The sequence below is a fragment of the Rhodococcus ruber genome, assembly GCF_027270735.1.
Lineage (GTDB): Bacteria > Actinomycetota > Actinomycetes > Mycobacteriales > Mycobacteriaceae > Rhodococcoides > Rhodococcoides rubrum_A.
Window position 1 is genome coordinate 37,554 of sequence record NZ_JAPWIJ010000003.1, and the last position, 16,247, is coordinate 53,800.

The following is a 16,247-nucleotide window of genomic DNA, read 5'->3' on the forward strand; positions in this document are numbered from 1 at the left end:
GTGAGTTCGTGACCGAATTCACCCGAAGTGCGTCGGACCGAGATCGCTACCGGTCGACTCGTTCTGTTGTGCAGGTACGCGTCAGGGCGTGTGAACTCCTGTTCGGCGCAGGTCCAACATGCCGGGAGCACTCACATCGATCGCCTGCCGAGCGTGCATCTCGAGCAATCTTGCTACGTCCACCTTCCCCGAGGTGAACCCACCCTCCTCGAAGCGGCCGTTACGGCGTGCTTCGGCCTCGACGGAGTTGACGGGTGGACCGTCGTACGACCTCCCGCCCGGGTGAACGACGTGGTACGAGCAACCGCCCACCGCGCGTCCGGTCTGCATCTCCACGAGATCGAAACGCAGCGGACTCTGTACCTCGATCGTCGGGTGCAGAGCGCTCGGCGGCTGCCATGCGCGATACCGCACCCCAGCGACCTGAACGTCTTGGCGATCGGTGCGCAGCAGCGGCACCGGCACCCCGTTGCACGTCAACAGGTATCGACCCGCATCGGCTCCGGCGACCTGAACCTGGATTCGCTCCACCGAGGAGTCCACGTACCGCGCGGTCCCCGAGGACGTCGATTCTTCGCCGAGGGTGTTCCACGGCTCGATCGCACCGCGTAGTTCGATCTCGGCGTCGCCGACCACGGTGGTTCCGATCCGCGGGAAACGGAATTCGGTGAACGGATCGAGCCAGCTGGTGTCGAACTCGATTCCGTGCTCACGGAGGTCCTCGACCACGCGGCCGATGTCGTTGATGACGAAGTGCGGCAGCATGTACCGCCCGTGCAGGTTCGCACCGTGCCGAATGAGAGGTGCCTGGAGCGGGGTGTCCCAGAACCGCGAGACCATCGAGCGCACGAGCAGTGACTGCACCATTGCCATCTGATGATGGGGCGGCATCTCGAACCCGCGCAGCTCGAGCAATCCCAGTCGGCCCCGAGTGGAGTCAGGGCTGTAGAGCTTGTCTATGCAGAACTCGGCCCGGTGCGTGTTCCCGGTGATGTCGGTGAGCAGGTGACGCAGCGCCCGATCCACCACCCAGGGCGACGCGGATCGATCTCCGTCGGTCAGTCGCCTGATCTCGCTGAACGCAACCTCGAGTTCGTAGAGCGATTCCTCGCGACCCTCGTCGGCACGAGGTGCCTGCGACGTGGTTCCGATGAATCGTCCCGAGAACAGGTACGACAACGACGGGTGACGCTGCCAATGCGTCAGCAGCGACACCAGTAAGTCCGGTCGACGGAGCACCGGCGAGTCCACGGGTGTGACCCCGCCCAGGGTGATGTGGTTGCCACCCCCGGTTCCGCGAGTAGTGCCGTCGTTGTCGAATCCTTCGGTACTCAACCGGGATTTACGTGCCTCGAGGTAGAGGCGTTCCATGAGCTCGTTCTGTTCGGCCCATGAGGACGTCGGTTGAACGTTGACCTCGATCACACCGGGATCCGGTGTAACGGTCAAGGTTTGAATGCGCGGATCCGACGGCGGACCGTAACCCTCGATGACGACCGGCGTGTCGATGGTCGAGGCCGCGTGCTCGACGCGCGAGACGAGGTCGACGAAATCGTCCAAACGATCCATCGGCGGCATGAACACGTGCAGAACGCCGTCGCGGACCTCGGCGACCAACGCGGTCACGGCCGTGCCGCCTACCCCGGACGTCTCGTTCACCAACTGCGCGTACCGCGACTCGGCCGGATTCACCGCACGAGGCGGTTGCTGCGTCAGTTGTCGAATGGGTAGATCGGGGGTCGGCGCGGTGGGATCGGACGGGTTCTCGACCGGACCACCGTCCCAGGAGATCGCGCGGAGCGGCAACCGTAGACCGGCGGGAGAGTCGCCCTCCAGCAGCACGATTCGGCCTCGGCGCAACTTCCAGTCCGAGCTCTCCCAGCCGGAGCCGTCCTCGGTGCGAGATATCGGCAACACGAACGCCGCAGGCTCGTCCGTGCTGGTATCGAGCCGCTCGAGCAGTTGTTTTCTGGCGTCCGCTGAATCGGCTCCAGGTTCGAGATCCTCGTCGTCGGCGGGCGGGTCACCGTAGGGCTGACGAACCAGGTCCAACAGTTTCACCAGCGGGTCCTCGTATGCGGGACGTGCTTGTGAGGCAGGCAGTCCGAGCGCCTTGACCAACTCGTCGATCAATTCCTGCGATGCAGAGTTGTGCACCGGCTCCGGGCGAAGGTCCTCGGCCAACCATGGATCTGCGATCAGATCGGAATCGTGCCACAGGGCTTGGCCGTCGGTGCGCCAGAACAATCCCACCTGCCACCGTGGCAGCGGCTCGCCGGGGTACCACTTGCCCTGACTGCGCTGAACCAGTCCGTCCGGTGCGTAGATTGTCCGAAGGCGTTCGGCCAGGACACTGGCCAGCTTTCGCTTGTGTGGGCCGTCGGCTGTGGTGTTCCACTCCGGGGCTTCCTGATTCTCGATGGCGACGAACGTCGGCTCACCGCCGACCGTCAACCGGATGTCCTGATCGTGCATCCGCTTGTCGATCTTCTCCGCCGTGACCTTGATCGATTCCCACTGATCGGCCGTGTACGGCAACGTCGTTCGTGGATCCTCGTGCACGCGGACGACGGTGTTCGAGAAATCGAGTTCGGCCTTGCACTTGCTCGTCGCACCGGAGATCGCAGCGGCCGTGGACGGGTGCGGCGTCGCCGACAGTGGGATGTGCCCTTCGCCCGCGAACAGACCCGACGTCGGATCCATCCCGACCCAGCCCGCCCCGGGCAGATACACCTCGGTCCACGCGTGCAGATCGGTGAAGTCCTCGACAGGACCGGACGGACCGTCCAACGACTTGACGTCCGAGGACAACTGAACGAGGTAGCCGGAGACGAAACGCGCGGCAAGACCCATCTGGCGCAGTACCGACACCAGTAACCATGCCGAGTCACGGCACGACCCCACAGCGGACGTCAGCGTCAGATCGGGCGTCTGCACCCCGGGTTCCATCCGCACGGAGTACCCGACGTCACCCATGACGGCCTGGTTGGCCATGACGAGAAAGTCGATGGTGCGCAACGACTCTCCACGTTCGACGACGGCTGCCTGCAGTTTCTCCACCCAGGCCGAGACCACCGGACCGGGACCCGAGCCGGCCTTGCCCTCGTCCACCGGACGCAGGTACGGCTCCAGATCAGGAAGGTCGTGCTCTTCGTACGCGAATCCGAAGTGCTCCGCCCATTCTTCGACGAAGAAGTCCAGCGGGTTGATCGACGCCATGTCTGCGACGAGTCCGACCGTGATCGACAGATGGTCGGTGCGCTCGGGAAACACCACCCGAGCAAGAAAGTTGCCGAAAACGTCCTGCTGCCAGTTGACGAAGTGTTCTGCTGGTTCGATTTTCAGCGAATACGCCTCGATCGGTGTGCGCGAATGTGGCGCGGGGCGCAACCGGATTTCATGCGGAAAGATCTTGACAGTGCGGTCGAACTGGTAGCTGGTGCGGTGTTCGAGTGCAACCTTGATGCCCACGGCGAGCCCCTCGTGATAGTCCCGGTATGGGTGGAACACACAACCCTAGTAGGGCCGCGCCGGGTGCGCTCGGCAAGAATTCGCGATCGGTGCACGCGGGCCGGAACATTTCGGACCCCCGCACCGTCCCACTGTCGACGCCTTGACACACAGAACTGTCTACGGTTCGCTCAGCTTCGAAAATACGGACGAATCGTCGACGTACTTCGCAAGACACTGAAGGGTAAAACGTGAGTGAAAACCCGCCCAATGGACCGCAATACGGTGGCGACCCCAATCCGGACCAGCCGGACCTGAACAAACCGCACACGCCGGGCAGCGGCTATCCCCCACCCGGCGGCTACCCGCCGCCCGGGAACTACCCACCCCAGGGCGGCGCACCCGGTGGATATCCCCCACCGCCCGGAAACTACCCACCCCAGGGAGGCGCACCCGGCGGTTACCCCCCGCCTCCCGGTGCCTACCCACCCCCCGGCGGCGCGCCCGGTGGTTACCCACCCCCCGGCGGCGCGCCCGGTGGTTACCCACCGCCGCCCGGTGCCTACCCACCGCCTCCCGGAAACTACGGAAACTACGGAAACCAGGGCTACGGGCAAGCACCGATGGCCCCCAATCCCGGACGCCTCGACGTCGGTGCGGCGCTGAGCTACGGCTTCGACAAGTTCAAGGCCAATGTGGGTCCGTGGCTCGGACTGACCGCCATCGTGCTGGCGGTGGGCGTGGTCGCCTTCGTGATTACGTTCGCGTCGACATTCGCTGCTGCGATGGACGCCGGCAATCGAGGTGAGACCCTGGACGTCGGTACGTTCTCCATACTGTCGATACTCCTGACCGCCGTCGCCACCTTCGTGGGGTACTTCGTCAACGCGGCTTTCGTACGCGGAGCGCTGGACGAGACCGTCGGCCCGCAGAAGCCGACGTTCGGCCGGTTCTTCCAACTGACCAATGTGCCTCAGCTCGCCGTCCTGGCCGTGATCTGGACCGTGGTCACCGTGGTGCTCGGATTCATCCCTTTCCTGGGAACGCTTCTGCAGATCGTGTTCGGCGTGCTGACAGCCTTCACTCTGACGTTCGCGCTGGACCGGAACCTGGCCGCGTTCGACGCCATCAAGACGAGCGTCGATCTGGTGGTCAAGAACTTCGGCCCCGTCATCCTGCTGATCCTCGCTCTGGCTGCGATCAATATCGTCGGCGCCATACCGTGCGGACTAGGGCTGCTGGTGACCGTCCCCGTTTCGGTGATTGCACTGAACTACGCCTACCGCGTGCTGACCGGTGGGCCGTTGTCCCCCGCACGCTGACGTCACATCGCGACATACACGAGTGTCCCCGTAACGCTCGGCGTTACGGGGACACTCGTGTTCGAAGGTCGACTGTTACGCGTCGACCACGGTCTCGGCCGAAGCTGGAGACGCTTCCTTCTTCTCCGGCTTGAAGTCGACGCCCGATTCCTTGCGTTGCTGCGGGGTGATCGGCGCGGGCGCGTCGGTCAGCGGGTCAATGCCGCCGCCCGATTTCGGGAATGCAATCACTTCACGGATCGAATCGACACCGGCGAGCAGCGCGGTGATCCGGTCCCAACCGAAGGCGATTCCGCCATGGGGAGGAGCGCCGTAGCTGAAGGCGTCGAGAAGGAAGCCGAACTTTTCCTGCGCCTCCTCCTTGCCGATACCCATGATCGCAAACACTCGTTCCTGAATATCCTTGCGGTGGATACGAATACTGCCGCCGCCGATCTCGTTGCCGTTGCAGACGATGTCGTAGGCGTAGGCCAGAGCAGACCCGGGATCGGTGTCGAATGTGTCCATCGACTCCGGCTTCGGCGATGTGAACGCGTGGTGCACAGCCGTCCACGCGCCGGATCCGACGGCTACGTCGCCGCTGGCGGTGGCGTCGGACGTCGGCTCGAACAGCGGGGCATCGACGACCCAGACGAATGCCCAGGCCTTCGGGTCGATCAGGTCGAGCTTGCGGGCGATCTCGCCGCGGACGGCACCGAGCAGTCCCCGCGAAGCCTTGACGGGTCCTGCGGAGAAGAAGATCGCGTCGCCGTTGTTCGCACCGACATGCGCGGCGAGGCCGTCCCGTTCCGCGTCGGTCAGGTTCTTCGCGACCGGACCGCCGAGGGTGCCGTCCTCACCGACCAGCACGTAGGCAAGGCCTTTGTGCCCACGCTGCTTGGCGAATTCCTGCCAGCGGTCCAGTTGCTTGCGGGGCTGAGACGCGCCACCGGGCATGACGACCGCGCCGACGTAGGGAGCCTGGAACACTCGGAAGGTGGTCTCGGAGAAGAAGTCCGTGCATTCGACCAACTCGATGTCGAATCGCAGGTCCGGCTTGTCGGAACCGTAGCGCCGCATCGCCTCGGCGTAGGTGATCCGCGGAATCGGCGCGGTGAAGTAGTGCCCGACGAGCTTCCACAGCGACGCCAGAATCTCCTCGGCCAGCAGGATGACGTCGTCCTGGGTGACGAAGCTCATCTCGACGTCGAGCTGAGTGAACTCGGGTTGACGATCGGCACGGAAATCTTCGTCTCGGTAGCACCGGGCGATCTGGTAGTACCGCTCGATACCACCGACCATCAGCAGCTGCTTGAACAGCTGCGGGCTCTGTGGCAGAGCGTAGAAACTGCCCGGCTGCAGACGTGCGGGAACGAGGAAGTCGCGTGCGCCTTCGGGAGTGGAACGCGTCAGCGTCGGGGTCTCGACCTCCACGAACTCGTGGTGTGCAAGAACCGATCGGGCGGCGGCATTGACGTGCGAACGCAGCCGAATGGCGTGGCCGGGGCCCTCACGTCGCAGGTCGAGGTACCGGTACTTGAGCCGCGCCTCCTCGCCGGGCTGATCGTCGAGTTGGAACGGCAGCGGTGCGGCCTCGGACAAGACCTCGATCTCGGAGGCCTCGACCTCGATGGCACCGGTGGGGATCTCGTAGTTTGCGTTGCCCTCGGGGCGACCCTCGACCTTGCCGGTCACCTTCACCACGTACTCGGCACGCAGTCGGTGTGCCTGCTCGAGTGCTGCTCCCTCGCGGAAGACGACCTGGGACACACCGGAGGCGTCACGAAGGTCGATGAAGATGACGCCGCCGTGATCGCGTCGACGGGCCACCCATCCCGTCAGCGTCACGGTTCGGTCGACGTGCTCGGGGCGTAATGAGCCGGCGAGGTGGGTGCGCAGCACGGGTGTCCTTTCGAGAAAAATCCGCTGATCGTGTTCTTCGCTACCCGATCCTACGGAGCACATCACCGTAGAAGGAAACGAGATGCCGTCCCGGCATGCGAAGCTAAGGCCGACAGTGGCGGTATCGGTTCGCATCGCAGATGCGCGCTCGGCGGAGGGGAACTCGGTCATGACGTTCAGAGAAGGCTCGCAATCGGAACCGGGCCGAGTCTCGGTCGGCGGCGGAGGGGGCGGCGGACGCGGCAAGTTGGCCATCGGCGGCGGCGCGGGTGGCCTGGTCATCATCGTCCTTGCCCTGCTGTTCGGCGGCGACCCCGGAGCAATCCTGAACCAGATCGGTGGCGGCGACAGTTCCGCCGGACAGAACGACTCCGGGTCGTCCGGAACGCTCGACTGTGACGTCACAGAGGCGAACAGCAATGTCGACTGCCGAATCGATTTCACGGTGGCGAGCCTCGATACCGTGTGGGAGTCGCAGCTGCAATCGCAGACCGGTGTCGCGTACGTCCAGCCTGAAGTCAACCTGTTCTCAGGATCGACGAATACCGGCTGCGGCAACGCCACCAGTGCCGTCGGTCCGTTCTACTGCCCGGCCGATTCGACGGCTTATTTCGATACGAGCTTCTTCCAAGTGCTCGTCGACCAGTTCGGCTCCAGCGGCGGGCCCCTCGCGCAGGAGTACGTGGTGGCGCACGAGATCGGCCACCACATCCAGAATCAGCTGGGCGACATCGGACGCGCGCAAGCCGATCCGCAGGGACCCGAGTCCGGTGGCGTCAAGGTGGAGTTGCAGGCCGACTGCTACGCGGGCATCTGGGCGCACTACGCAGCCGACCCCGTCGACCCGAAGGCAGGTGTGGCGTTTCTCGAACCGCTGACTACCACCGACATAAACGACGCCCTCTCGGCCGCGTCGTCGGTGGGCGACGACCGAATTCAGCAGGCCTCGACCGGCCGCGTCAACCCCGAGGGCTGGACGCACGGGTCCTCGGCCCAGCGTCAGGCATGGTTCACCGCCGGGTACGAGACCGGACAGGTCTCGGCGTGCGACACGTTCTCGGCGCGCGACCTCGATAATCCCTGAATCGGTCAGAACAAGGTGAGCGCCGGCCACGAGACGACCAGCGCTCGGGGTTCGGCGGGCTCGTTGGCGGGCATCGAACGAGTCTGCTCTACGGCGAACCCGTACTCCTCGAGCAACGGGTCGATGCGGCCGCGTAACCACTGCTTGTACTCGGGTGTCACGTACGCCCCGTGACCGTAGAGCTGACGGTAGCGCCGGACCAAGGCCGGGTGCTCTTTCACCAGCCAGCTCATGTACCAGTCCTTGGTGCTGGACCGTAGATGCATCGGCAACGCCGTCACACTCGTAGCTCCCGCGTCGGCCAGTGCGCTGATCAGACCGTCGAGATGCTTGGCACCGTCCGTGAGGAAGGGAATCACCGGAGCGACCAACACTCCACAATCCAGGCCTGCGTCACGGACGGCACGAATGAGGTCCAATCGTGCACGTGGACTTGGGGTCCCGGGCTCGAGCTGCTTCTGCAGATCGGGGTCGTGGATGGCGAGGCTGATGCTCACGTGCACATCTACCTGCTGAGCAGCCAACGTCAACAAGGGCAGGTCGCGACGCAACAGCGTGCCCTTGGTCAGGATCGAGAAGGGCGTACCGGACTCTGTCAACGCCCGAATGATGCCGGGCATCAACCGGTATCGTCCCTCGGCGCGCTGGTAGGGATCGGTGTTCGTCCCGAGTGCCACCGGCTCCCGCTTCCAGGATCGACGTGCGAGCTCTTTGCGTAGGACTGCCGCAACGTTCGTCTTGACGACGATCTGCGAATCGAAGTCGTTGCCGGAATCGAGGTCCAGGTATTCGTGCGTCGGCCTGGCGAAGCAGTACCGGCACGCATGCGAACATCCCCGCATCGGATTGACGGTCCACGAGAACGGCACCTGCGATTCACCCGGAACCTCGTTCAGAGCACTCTTGCACAACACCTCGTGGAAGGTTATTCCCTCGAACTCCGGGGTCTGCACGCTGCGGACGAGCCCGGACCGTTCGAGTCCCGGTAGCGCGCCGTCGTCCGCGGCATCGAGAGTCTGACCGGCCCATCGCATGCACACAGTCGAACATTTGTTCTATGCGGTGTCAAGGTCGGTATCGTTCTCCCGCATCCCCGCTCGGATCCGGCATTCGACAAGCGATAGCGTAGGGCCCGAAGTCGATCCTAGGAGTGCACCGCACGTGACCGCCCCGAACACACCGACCCTCGAACCCATTCTGCGCCTGGGACTCACACTGGGCCCGGCCATCGAGATCGGTTCGGTGCCCGAAGGCGACCGAGTCGTCACCACCGTCCTCGGCGGAGCCGCCCCCGGCCCGGACATCGAGGGCACGCTGGCTGCTCGATCGACCGTCGTCAGCGTCACCCGACCCGACGGATGCACCGAGTTCAGCAGTGACCTCGTCCTCGAATTGGCAACCGGCGGTTACCTTTCGCTCGATTATCGCGGGGTTCAGTTCGGCCCGGCCGAGGTCATCGACGCGCTCGACGATCCCGACCGGGAGGTAGACCCCGCGACCTACTACTTCCGTGGCACGTTGCGAGTGTCGACGGCTGTTCCTAAGTTCACGTATCTCAACCGCGCGCTGGTCGTCACCTCCGGCTCACGATCGGCCGAGGCCGTGGTCCTCGACGCGTTCCTGGTGACCTGATACCTGCTCGCTCATCGGAGCAGCTGGGCGACCTCACGGTCGGTCAGCGTCGCATGCGGTGTGCGGCCCTTGCTGCGAACCAGTTCGATCGCTCGGTAGAGGGGCCGTTCGTCGAGTCCGGCGTCACGTGCCTCGGCCCGGAGCTGGTCCACCAGGACCGACGCGATGGCCGCCGCGGGGACGAGCTCGGTGGTCCACAACGAATCGGCAAGGGTGCGTAGGGCAAGGATCGGCAGTTCACGACCCCCACCGTTGGTGTACAGCGCCAGTGGCAGCACTACGCGAGTGCGACCGTCGTAGAGCCGCAACGAGATCTGATCGATTCCGGCCGTGCGAATCGTCAGCTCGGCCGTCACCACCTCCGGCATCCTCAGCCGGCGAGTGCGCAACCCTCGCGCGCAGAGTTGCGGACCATCGAGCCACACCCGCCGACGCAGGCCCAGCCAGCCCGACAGTACTGCGGGGCCACCGATGATCACCCCGACGAGAACGGCAACCCACACCGGCACGAACAGCGCCAGGACGACGGCGAGAACGATCCCGATCGCCGCCGACCCGACAATGATTTTCCGCAGGCGCGGGGCCAGGAACTCCACCGAGACCAGGTCCAAGGCTACCGGCCCGGCAGCGGGCCGAGGGTCATCGGCCAAGGCGGACCACGAGGGCGTCGACCACGTCGGCCAACGCGACCGTGTCCTGCTCGCCGTTCGAGAGGTCTTTCACCACAACCGATTCCGCTGACAGTTCTTGATCGCCCAGCACCAGCGCGTATCGGGCACCCGATCGATCGGCCGCCTTCATCGCTCCTTTGATGCCGCGATTTCCGTACGCCATGTCCACTGCGACACCCCGTTCGCGTAGCTGAGCGGCGATATCGACGATCGCCAGTTTGGCTGCGGCACCCATCGGGATGCCGAACACCTGACACCGCGACGTGGCCCCCGCAGTCTTTCCCTCGGCGGCCAGGGCGAGGACGGTGCGGTCGACGCCGAGCCCGAATCCGATACCCGACAACGCTTGCCCGCCCAGCTGTTCCATCAACCCGTCGTAGCGGCCACCGCCGCCGATGCCCGATTGCGCCCCCAGCCCGTCGTGCACGAACTCGAACGTGGTCTTGGTGTAGTAGTCCAGACCGCGCACCATCCGCGGGTTCACCAGATAAGGGACATTCATCACGTCCAGATACGCCAGGACCTCGTCGAAGTGTTCTTTGGCCGAATCGGAGAGGTGATCGAGCATCAACGGCGCGTCCGCAGTCATCTCGCGCACCTCCGGTCGCTTGTCGTCGAGCACCCGCAGCGGGTTGATCTCGGCGCGCCGACGCGTGTCCTCGTCCAACGGAAGCGCAAAGAGGAACTGCTGCAACAACTCTCGATACTGGGGGCGGCAGGTGTCGTCGCCGAGCGAGGTGATCTCCAGGCGGAAACCGGTGAGCCCGAGAGCGCGAAAACCGGCGTCGGCCACGGCGATGACCTCGGCGTCCAACGCCGGGTCGTCGATGCCGATCGCTTCGACACCCACCTGTTGCAGCTGCCGGTACCGCCCGGCCTGCGGGCGCTCGTAACGGAAGAACGGCCCGGCGTAGGCCAACTTCACCGGAAGCGCGCCCCGATCCAATCCGTGCTCGATCACCGCACGCATGACCCCCGCGGTGCCCTCGGGACGCAGCGTCACCGACCGATCTCCGCGATCGGCGAACGTGTACATCTCCTTGCTCACCACATCGGTCGACTCCCCGACCCCACGGGCGAACAGCCCGGTGTCCTCGAAGATCGGCAGTTCGATATGTCCGTAGCCGGCGTTGCGGGCGGCGTCGAGCAGCCCCTCTCGCACGGCGACGAACTCGGCCGAGTTGGGGGGAAAGTAGTCGGGAATGCCCTTGGGCGCAGAAAAGGTGGTCGGCTTGCTCACGCTCACAGCTTCCCTTGCTCGGGGTCGCCGAGTCCAACGAGGAACGGATTGGACGCACGTTCCTGACCGATCGAACTCTGGGCACCGTGTCCGGGCAGCACCACGGTGTCGTCACCGAGCGGCAGCAATCGGGTCGCGATGGACCGCAATAGTTGGTCGTGATCGCCGCCGGGAAGATCCGTCCTACCGATCGACCCCGCGAACAGGGTGTCTCCGGTCAGCGCCAACGGAACCGCGCCGTCCGGCCCGTCGGCCCGAGCGAGAAACACCACCGAACCCTGCGTGTGCCCGGGCGTGTGCACCACCGTGAACTCGATTCCGGCGAGATCCAGCTGCTCGCCGTCGGCGAGTTCGATCACCTCGGCCGGTTCACGGAACTCGATGTCACCCAGCACGGCAGCCAACGCTGGACCCGTTCCCTTGATCGGGTCCGACAACATGTATCGATCTTCGGGTGCAATGTACGCAGCAATGCCGTACTTTTCGCAGATCGGCTCCACCGACCATGTGTGGTCGAGATGGCCGTGCGTGAGGAGCACTGCAGTGGGAGTGAGCGAGGATCGCGTCAGAAAATCGATCAGCGGATCCGCTGCGTCCTGGCCGGGATCGACGACGACGCACTCGGACGCGTCGTCCTGGGCCAGGATGTAGCAATTCGTCTGAAACATGCCTGCGGGGAATCCGGTGACGAGCAAACCAATCGCTCCTAAAGGCTGAGGCCGAAGTACCGAACAAGCTTAGTGGGGCCGTCCCGATCGGGTCCCCCCAGCATGCTCTCAGGCAGTGATGGCACACTCGCGTTGGCCGATTTTCGGCCTGCTACCACACGATCGGTCCGTGCATCGAGCGGGCGAGGTCGCATTTCGGACAAGCGGGAGGAACACGAATTGCCCAGCAACGAGCAACGGCGCGAGGCTGCCAAACGAAAGCTCGAACGCCAACTCGTACGCCGCGCGGAGCGCGCACGGCGTCGTAAGCAATTGACGATTGCAGGTTCCATTCTCGGTGTCGTCGCAGTCGTGGCCGTCGTCTCGGTCGTATACGTGGTGACCCGCGGTGACGACGATGCGAGTACCGCTCAGGAATCGACGACGTCGGCGCCCGCCGACTCTCTCATCGCGGCGGGACGTTCCGAACCCCTGCCAGAGACGGTGAACTGCTCCTATCCCGCTGCGGCACAGCCTGCAGCCAAGGAGAACACTCCCCCGCGCACCGACAACGTCCCCACCAGCGACGAGCCGCTGAGCTACAGCATGACCACGACCCAGGGCAATATCGGTTTGACTCTGAACAACCCCGAGTCGCCCTGCACGGTGAACAGTTTCGTCTCGCTCGCCAACCAGGGTTACTTCGACGGCACCACCTGTCATCGACTCACCACCGGTGCCGGTCTTCAGGTACTGCAGTGCGGCGATCCCACGGGCACGGGAAGCGGTGGACCGGGGTACCAGTTCGCCGACGAATTCCCCACCGACACGTTCGCCGAGGGCGATCCCGCAGCGCAGACACCGATCGCGTACCCGCGCGGCACGCTGGCGATGGCCAATGCAGGCCCGGGAACCAACGGCAGCCAGTTCTTCCTCGTCTACGGAGATTCGGAACTTCCGCCGGCCTACACCGCGTTCGGCACGATCGACGAGACCGGCCTCGCCACCCTCGACGCCATCGCGGCCAAGGGAGTGCAGGGCGGCGCATCCGACGGGGCGCCCGCCGAGCCGGTCGACATCACGAACATGCTGAGCGACCTGTGAACCGCACCTCTGTCCTTCTGACCGGACTCTCGGCTGCCGCGTTGGTGCTGGCGGGTTGCTCCAGTTCGGCTGAACCCGCTGCCCAGCCTCCTGCAACGTCGTCGACCACGTCGTCCGCTCCGGCGGCAACGACAACGCAGCGGCCGGCGTTGGACCTGTCTCGGTTCGGTGCGCTGCCCGCCGTGCCACAGCCGACGACCGACACTGTGTCCTGCGCCTATCCGGCGGAGACGCCGGCCGCGAAGGAGGTCAATCCACCTCCCGTCGACAATGTCGACGTGTACGGAACCGTCGACGTCGCACTGTCCACCAGCCAGGGGCCGATCGATATCACGCTGGACCGGACGCAGGCGCCGTGCACGGTCAACAGCGTCGTCAGCCTCGTCCAGCAGGGATACTTCGACGGCTCTCCCTGTCACCGGTTGACGACATCACCGGGCCTCGAGGTGCTCCAGTGCGGCGATCCTTCGGGATCCGGTCGGGGCGGACCCGGATACAGCTTCGCCAACGAGTACCCCACGACGGCGTACACCAGCGATCCCGCGCAAGCCGAGAATCCCGTGGTCTACCCCCGCGGGACGCTCGCGATGGCCAATGCCGGCCCGGACACCAACGGCAGCCAGTTCTTCCTGGTGTACGCCAATTCCGTGCTGCCGCCGCAGTACACGGTGTTCGGCACCATCTCCGAGAGCGGACTGGCCACCCTCGACGCCATCGCGGCGGGAGGGGTGACCGGAGGCTCCGAGGACGGCGCGCCTGCGAACCCGGTGATCCTGGAATCGGCAACGGCGTAGATCGATCGGAATACGAGAGGGTGAGCAGAGATTCTCTGCTCACCCTCTCGTCGTTGTGGGGCCGCTCAGGCGGCGGAGGTCAGGCGGTAGACGTCGTACACGCCCTCGACATTGCGAACCACGTTCAGTACGTGACCGAGATGCTTCGGATCACCCATCTCGAATGTGAATTTGCTGATCGCGACCCTGTCTCCCGACGTGGCGACGGACGCCGAGAGGATGTTGACCTTCTCGTCGGCCAGCGCCTTGGTCACATCGGAGAGCAGTCGGTGGCGGTCGAGTGCCTCGATCTGAATGGCCACCAAGAACACCGAGGACGCCGATGGTGCCCACTGAACCTCGATGAACCGCTCGGACTGCTCCTCGAGTGAGCGAGCGTTGGTGCAATCGGTGCGATGCACGCTGACCGAACCGCCGCGGGTGACGAATCCGAGGATCTCGTCTCCGGGAACAGGAGTACAGCACTTCGCGAGTTTCGCGACGACGCCGTCCGCACCGGTGACCAGCACCCCGGCATCGCCGACCTGACGAGGCCGGGTCGGAATAGTCGACGGAGTCGACCGCTCGGCGAGTTCTTCCTCGACATCGCCGACACCCCCGAGATGAGCGACCAGACGCTGCACCACGTGACGAGCGGACACGTGATTCTCGCCGACCGCGGTGTAGAGCGCCGAGACATCGACGTACCGCAATTCGTGCGCGATGGCCGACATCGATTCGGCATTCATCAACCGCTGCAACGGTAGTCCGCCTCGGCGCACCTCCTTCGCGATGGCGTCCTTGCCGGCCTCGAGTGCTTCCTCGCGGCGCTCCTTGGCGAACCACTGACGAATCTTGGTCTTCGCTCGCGGCGATGCCACGAATCCCTGCCAGTCCCGGCTCGGTCCGGCAGTAGCGGCCTTGGAGGTGAACACCTCGACCACTTCGCCGTTGTCCAGGGTTCGTTCGAGTGCGACCAGTCGGCCATTGACGCGTGCGCCGATGCAGCGGTGGCCGACCTCGGTATGTACCGCGTAGGCGAAGTCGACCGGACACGAACCGGCAGGCAAGGTGACGACGTCGCCCTTGGGCGTGAAGACGAAGATCTCCTTGACCGCAAGGTCGTACCGCAGCGACTCGAGGAACTCTCCAGGATCGGCTGCTTCACGCTGCCAGTCGAGCAGTTGGCGCATCCACGCCATGTCGTCGACCTCGGCGTTGTCCTGAGAGTGCTTGCCCTTGGTCTCCTTGTAACGCCAGTGCGCAGCAATTCCGAACTCTGCCGTCCGGTGCATGTCCCGGGTGCGGATCTGAACCTCGAGAGGCTTGCCCTCGGGTCCGATCACCGTGGTGTGCAGAGACTGATAGACGCCGTAGCGCGGCTGAGCGATGTAGTCCTTGAAACGGCCCGCCATCGGCTGCCACAGCGAGTGCACGACGCCCACAGCGGCGTAGCAGTCACGGATCTCGTCGCACAGGATCCGTACACCCACGAGGTCGTGGATGTCGTCGAAATCGCGGCCCTTGACGATCATCTTCTGGTAGATCGACCAGTAGTGCTTCGGACGTCCCTCGACCACGGCGCTGATTCTCGACGCGGCCAGTGTCGCGTTGATCTCGGCCCGCACCTTCTCGAGGTACGTGTCGCGTGATGGTGCTCGATCGGCGACGAGACGAACTATCTCGTCGTATTTCTTGGGGTGCAGGATTGCGAACGCCAGGTCTTCCAGCTCCCACTTGACCGTGGCCATTCCGAGCCGATGCGCAAGCGGCGCAATGACTTCCAGCGTTTCCTTCGCCTTGCGCGCCTGCTTCTCCGGGGGCAGGAAACGCATGGTGCGCATGTTGTGCAGACGATCGGCGACCTTGATGACCAGCACCCGCGGATCCCGCGCCATCGCGATGATCATCTTGCGGATGGTCTCGCCTTCGGCCGCGGTTCCGAGAACCACCTTGTCGAGTTTGGTCACCCCGTCGACCAGATGGGATACCTCCTCGCCGAATTCCTCGGTCAACTTGGCGAGCGAATACCCGGTGTCCTCGACCGTGTCGTGCAGCAGCGCCGCGACCAGCGTCGTGGTGTCCATCCCCAGCTCGGCCAGGATGTTCGCCACGGCGAGCGGATGGGTGATGTAGGGATCGCCGGACTTACGCATCTGCGATGCATGCAACTCGTCCGCGACGTCGTAGGCCCGCTGCAGCAACGCGAGATCGGCCTTGGGGTAGAGCTCGCGGTGCAGGCTGACGAGAGGTTCGAGCACCGGCTTGACGGCGGCGCTGCGTCCGGCGGTGATGCGACGCGCCAGACGGGCCCTCACCCGCCGCGACGCCGACGTGGGCACCGGTGCCGAATTGCGCGTACCGGACGGAGCTTGCGCGTCGTTCGGCACAGGATCAGGGGAAGCGGAATCACGCGACACTGGGGACTCGACTGCGGGGCCGG

The 16,247-nt window shown here is 64.8% G+C and carries 12 protein-coding genes; 5 read left to right on the forward strand and 7 right to left on the reverse strand.

The features are described 5' to 3' along the window. Positions 1-81: 81 nt before the first annotated feature. Positions 82-3,471 (reverse strand): DUF2126 domain-containing protein, encoded by a 3,390-nt coding sequence (locus tag O4220_RS07325; RefSeq protein ID WP_269603553.1) that lies wholly within the window; start codon positions 3,469-3,471, stop codon positions 82-84. Positions 3,472-3,701: 230 nt separating this feature from the next. On the opposite strand from O4220_RS07325, the gene O4220_RS07330 reads away from it, so the two are divergent. Continuing rightward, positions 3,702-4,772 (forward strand): hypothetical protein, encoded by a 1,071-nt coding sequence (locus O4220_RS07330; RefSeq protein ID WP_269603025.1) that lies wholly within the window; start codon positions 3,702-3,704, stop codon positions 4,770-4,772. A 75-nt stretch (positions 4,773-4,847) separates the two neighbouring features. Here the strand turns inward: O4220_RS07330 and aspS are convergent, their stop codons facing one another. Next, on the reverse strand, positions 4,848-6,653 hold the full coding sequence (aspS, locus tag O4220_RS07335) for an aspartate--tRNA ligase (RefSeq protein ID WP_269603026.1): 1,806 nt from the start codon (positions 6,651-6,653) through the stop codon (positions 4,848-4,850). A 169-nt stretch (positions 6,654-6,822) separates the two neighbouring features. Between aspS and O4220_RS07340 the strand changes: the two genes are divergently transcribed. Further along, the gene (locus O4220_RS07340) at positions 6,823-7,737 is read left to right on the forward strand and encodes a neutral zinc metallopeptidase (protein ID WP_269603027.1); all 915 of its coding nucleotides are present in this window, start codon (positions 6,823-6,825) and stop codon (positions 7,735-7,737) included. Positions 7,738-7,742: 5 nt separating this feature from the next. On the opposite strand, the gene O4220_RS07345 is transcribed toward O4220_RS07340, so the two are convergent. Continuing rightward, entirely contained in the window at positions 7,743-8,771 is a 1,029-nt protein-coding gene (locus tag O4220_RS07345; protein WP_269603028.1) for an Rv2578c family radical SAM protein, read from the reverse strand. 127 nt (positions 8,772-8,898) lie between these two features. Here O4220_RS07345 and O4220_RS07350 point away from each other — a divergent pair, with 127 nt between their 5' ends. Further along, a complete protein-coding gene (locus tag O4220_RS07350) occupies positions 8,899-9,369 on the forward strand; it encodes a DUF3237 domain-containing protein (protein ID WP_032377784.1) in 471 nt (156 codons plus the stop codon). Between the two features lie 11 nt (positions 9,370-9,380). Here O4220_RS07350 and O4220_RS07355 read toward each other — a convergent pair whose 3' ends face one another. From O4220_RS07355 to O4220_RS07365, 3 genes are read right to left on the reverse strand one after another with little or no spacing between them, the layout of a single operon-like run. Next, positions 9,381-10,019 (reverse strand): hypothetical protein, encoded by a 639-nt coding sequence (locus tag O4220_RS07355; protein ID WP_269603029.1) that lies wholly within the window; start codon positions 10,017-10,019, stop codon positions 9,381-9,383. Then, complete coding sequence (gene hisS, locus O4220_RS07360; RefSeq protein WP_269603030.1) at positions 10,009-11,280, reverse strand: histidine--tRNA ligase; 1,272 nt, start codon at positions 11,278-11,280, stop codon at positions 10,009-10,011. The genes O4220_RS07355 and hisS overlap by 11 nt, the downstream gene beginning before the upstream one ends. A gap of 2 nt (positions 11,281-11,282) precedes the next feature. Further along, a complete protein-coding gene (locus O4220_RS07365) occupies positions 11,283-11,975 on the reverse strand; it encodes an MBL fold metallo-hydrolase (protein WP_269603031.1) in 693 nt (230 codons plus the stop codon). A 192-nt stretch (positions 11,976-12,167) separates the two neighbouring features. Here O4220_RS07365 and O4220_RS07370 point away from each other — a divergent pair, with 192 nt between their 5' ends. Together O4220_RS07370 and O4220_RS07375 are read left to right on the forward strand one after the other, a co-directional pair. Then, on the forward strand, positions 12,168-13,031 hold the full coding sequence (locus O4220_RS07370; protein ID WP_269603032.1) for a peptidylprolyl isomerase: 864 nt from the start codon (positions 12,168-12,170) through the stop codon (positions 13,029-13,031). Beyond that, entirely contained in the window at positions 13,028-13,825 is a 798-nt protein-coding gene (locus tag O4220_RS07375) for a peptidylprolyl isomerase (protein WP_269603033.1), read from the forward strand. The genes O4220_RS07370 and O4220_RS07375 overlap by 4 nt, the downstream gene beginning before the upstream one ends. Before the next feature lie 65 nt (positions 13,826-13,890). On the opposite strand, the gene O4220_RS07380 is transcribed toward O4220_RS07375, so the two are convergent. Further along, positions 13,891-16,194 (reverse strand): RelA/SpoT family protein, encoded by a 2,304-nt coding sequence (locus O4220_RS07380; protein ID WP_052065146.1) that lies wholly within the window; start codon positions 16,192-16,194, stop codon positions 13,891-13,893. Positions 16,195-16,247 lie beyond the last annotated feature (53 nt).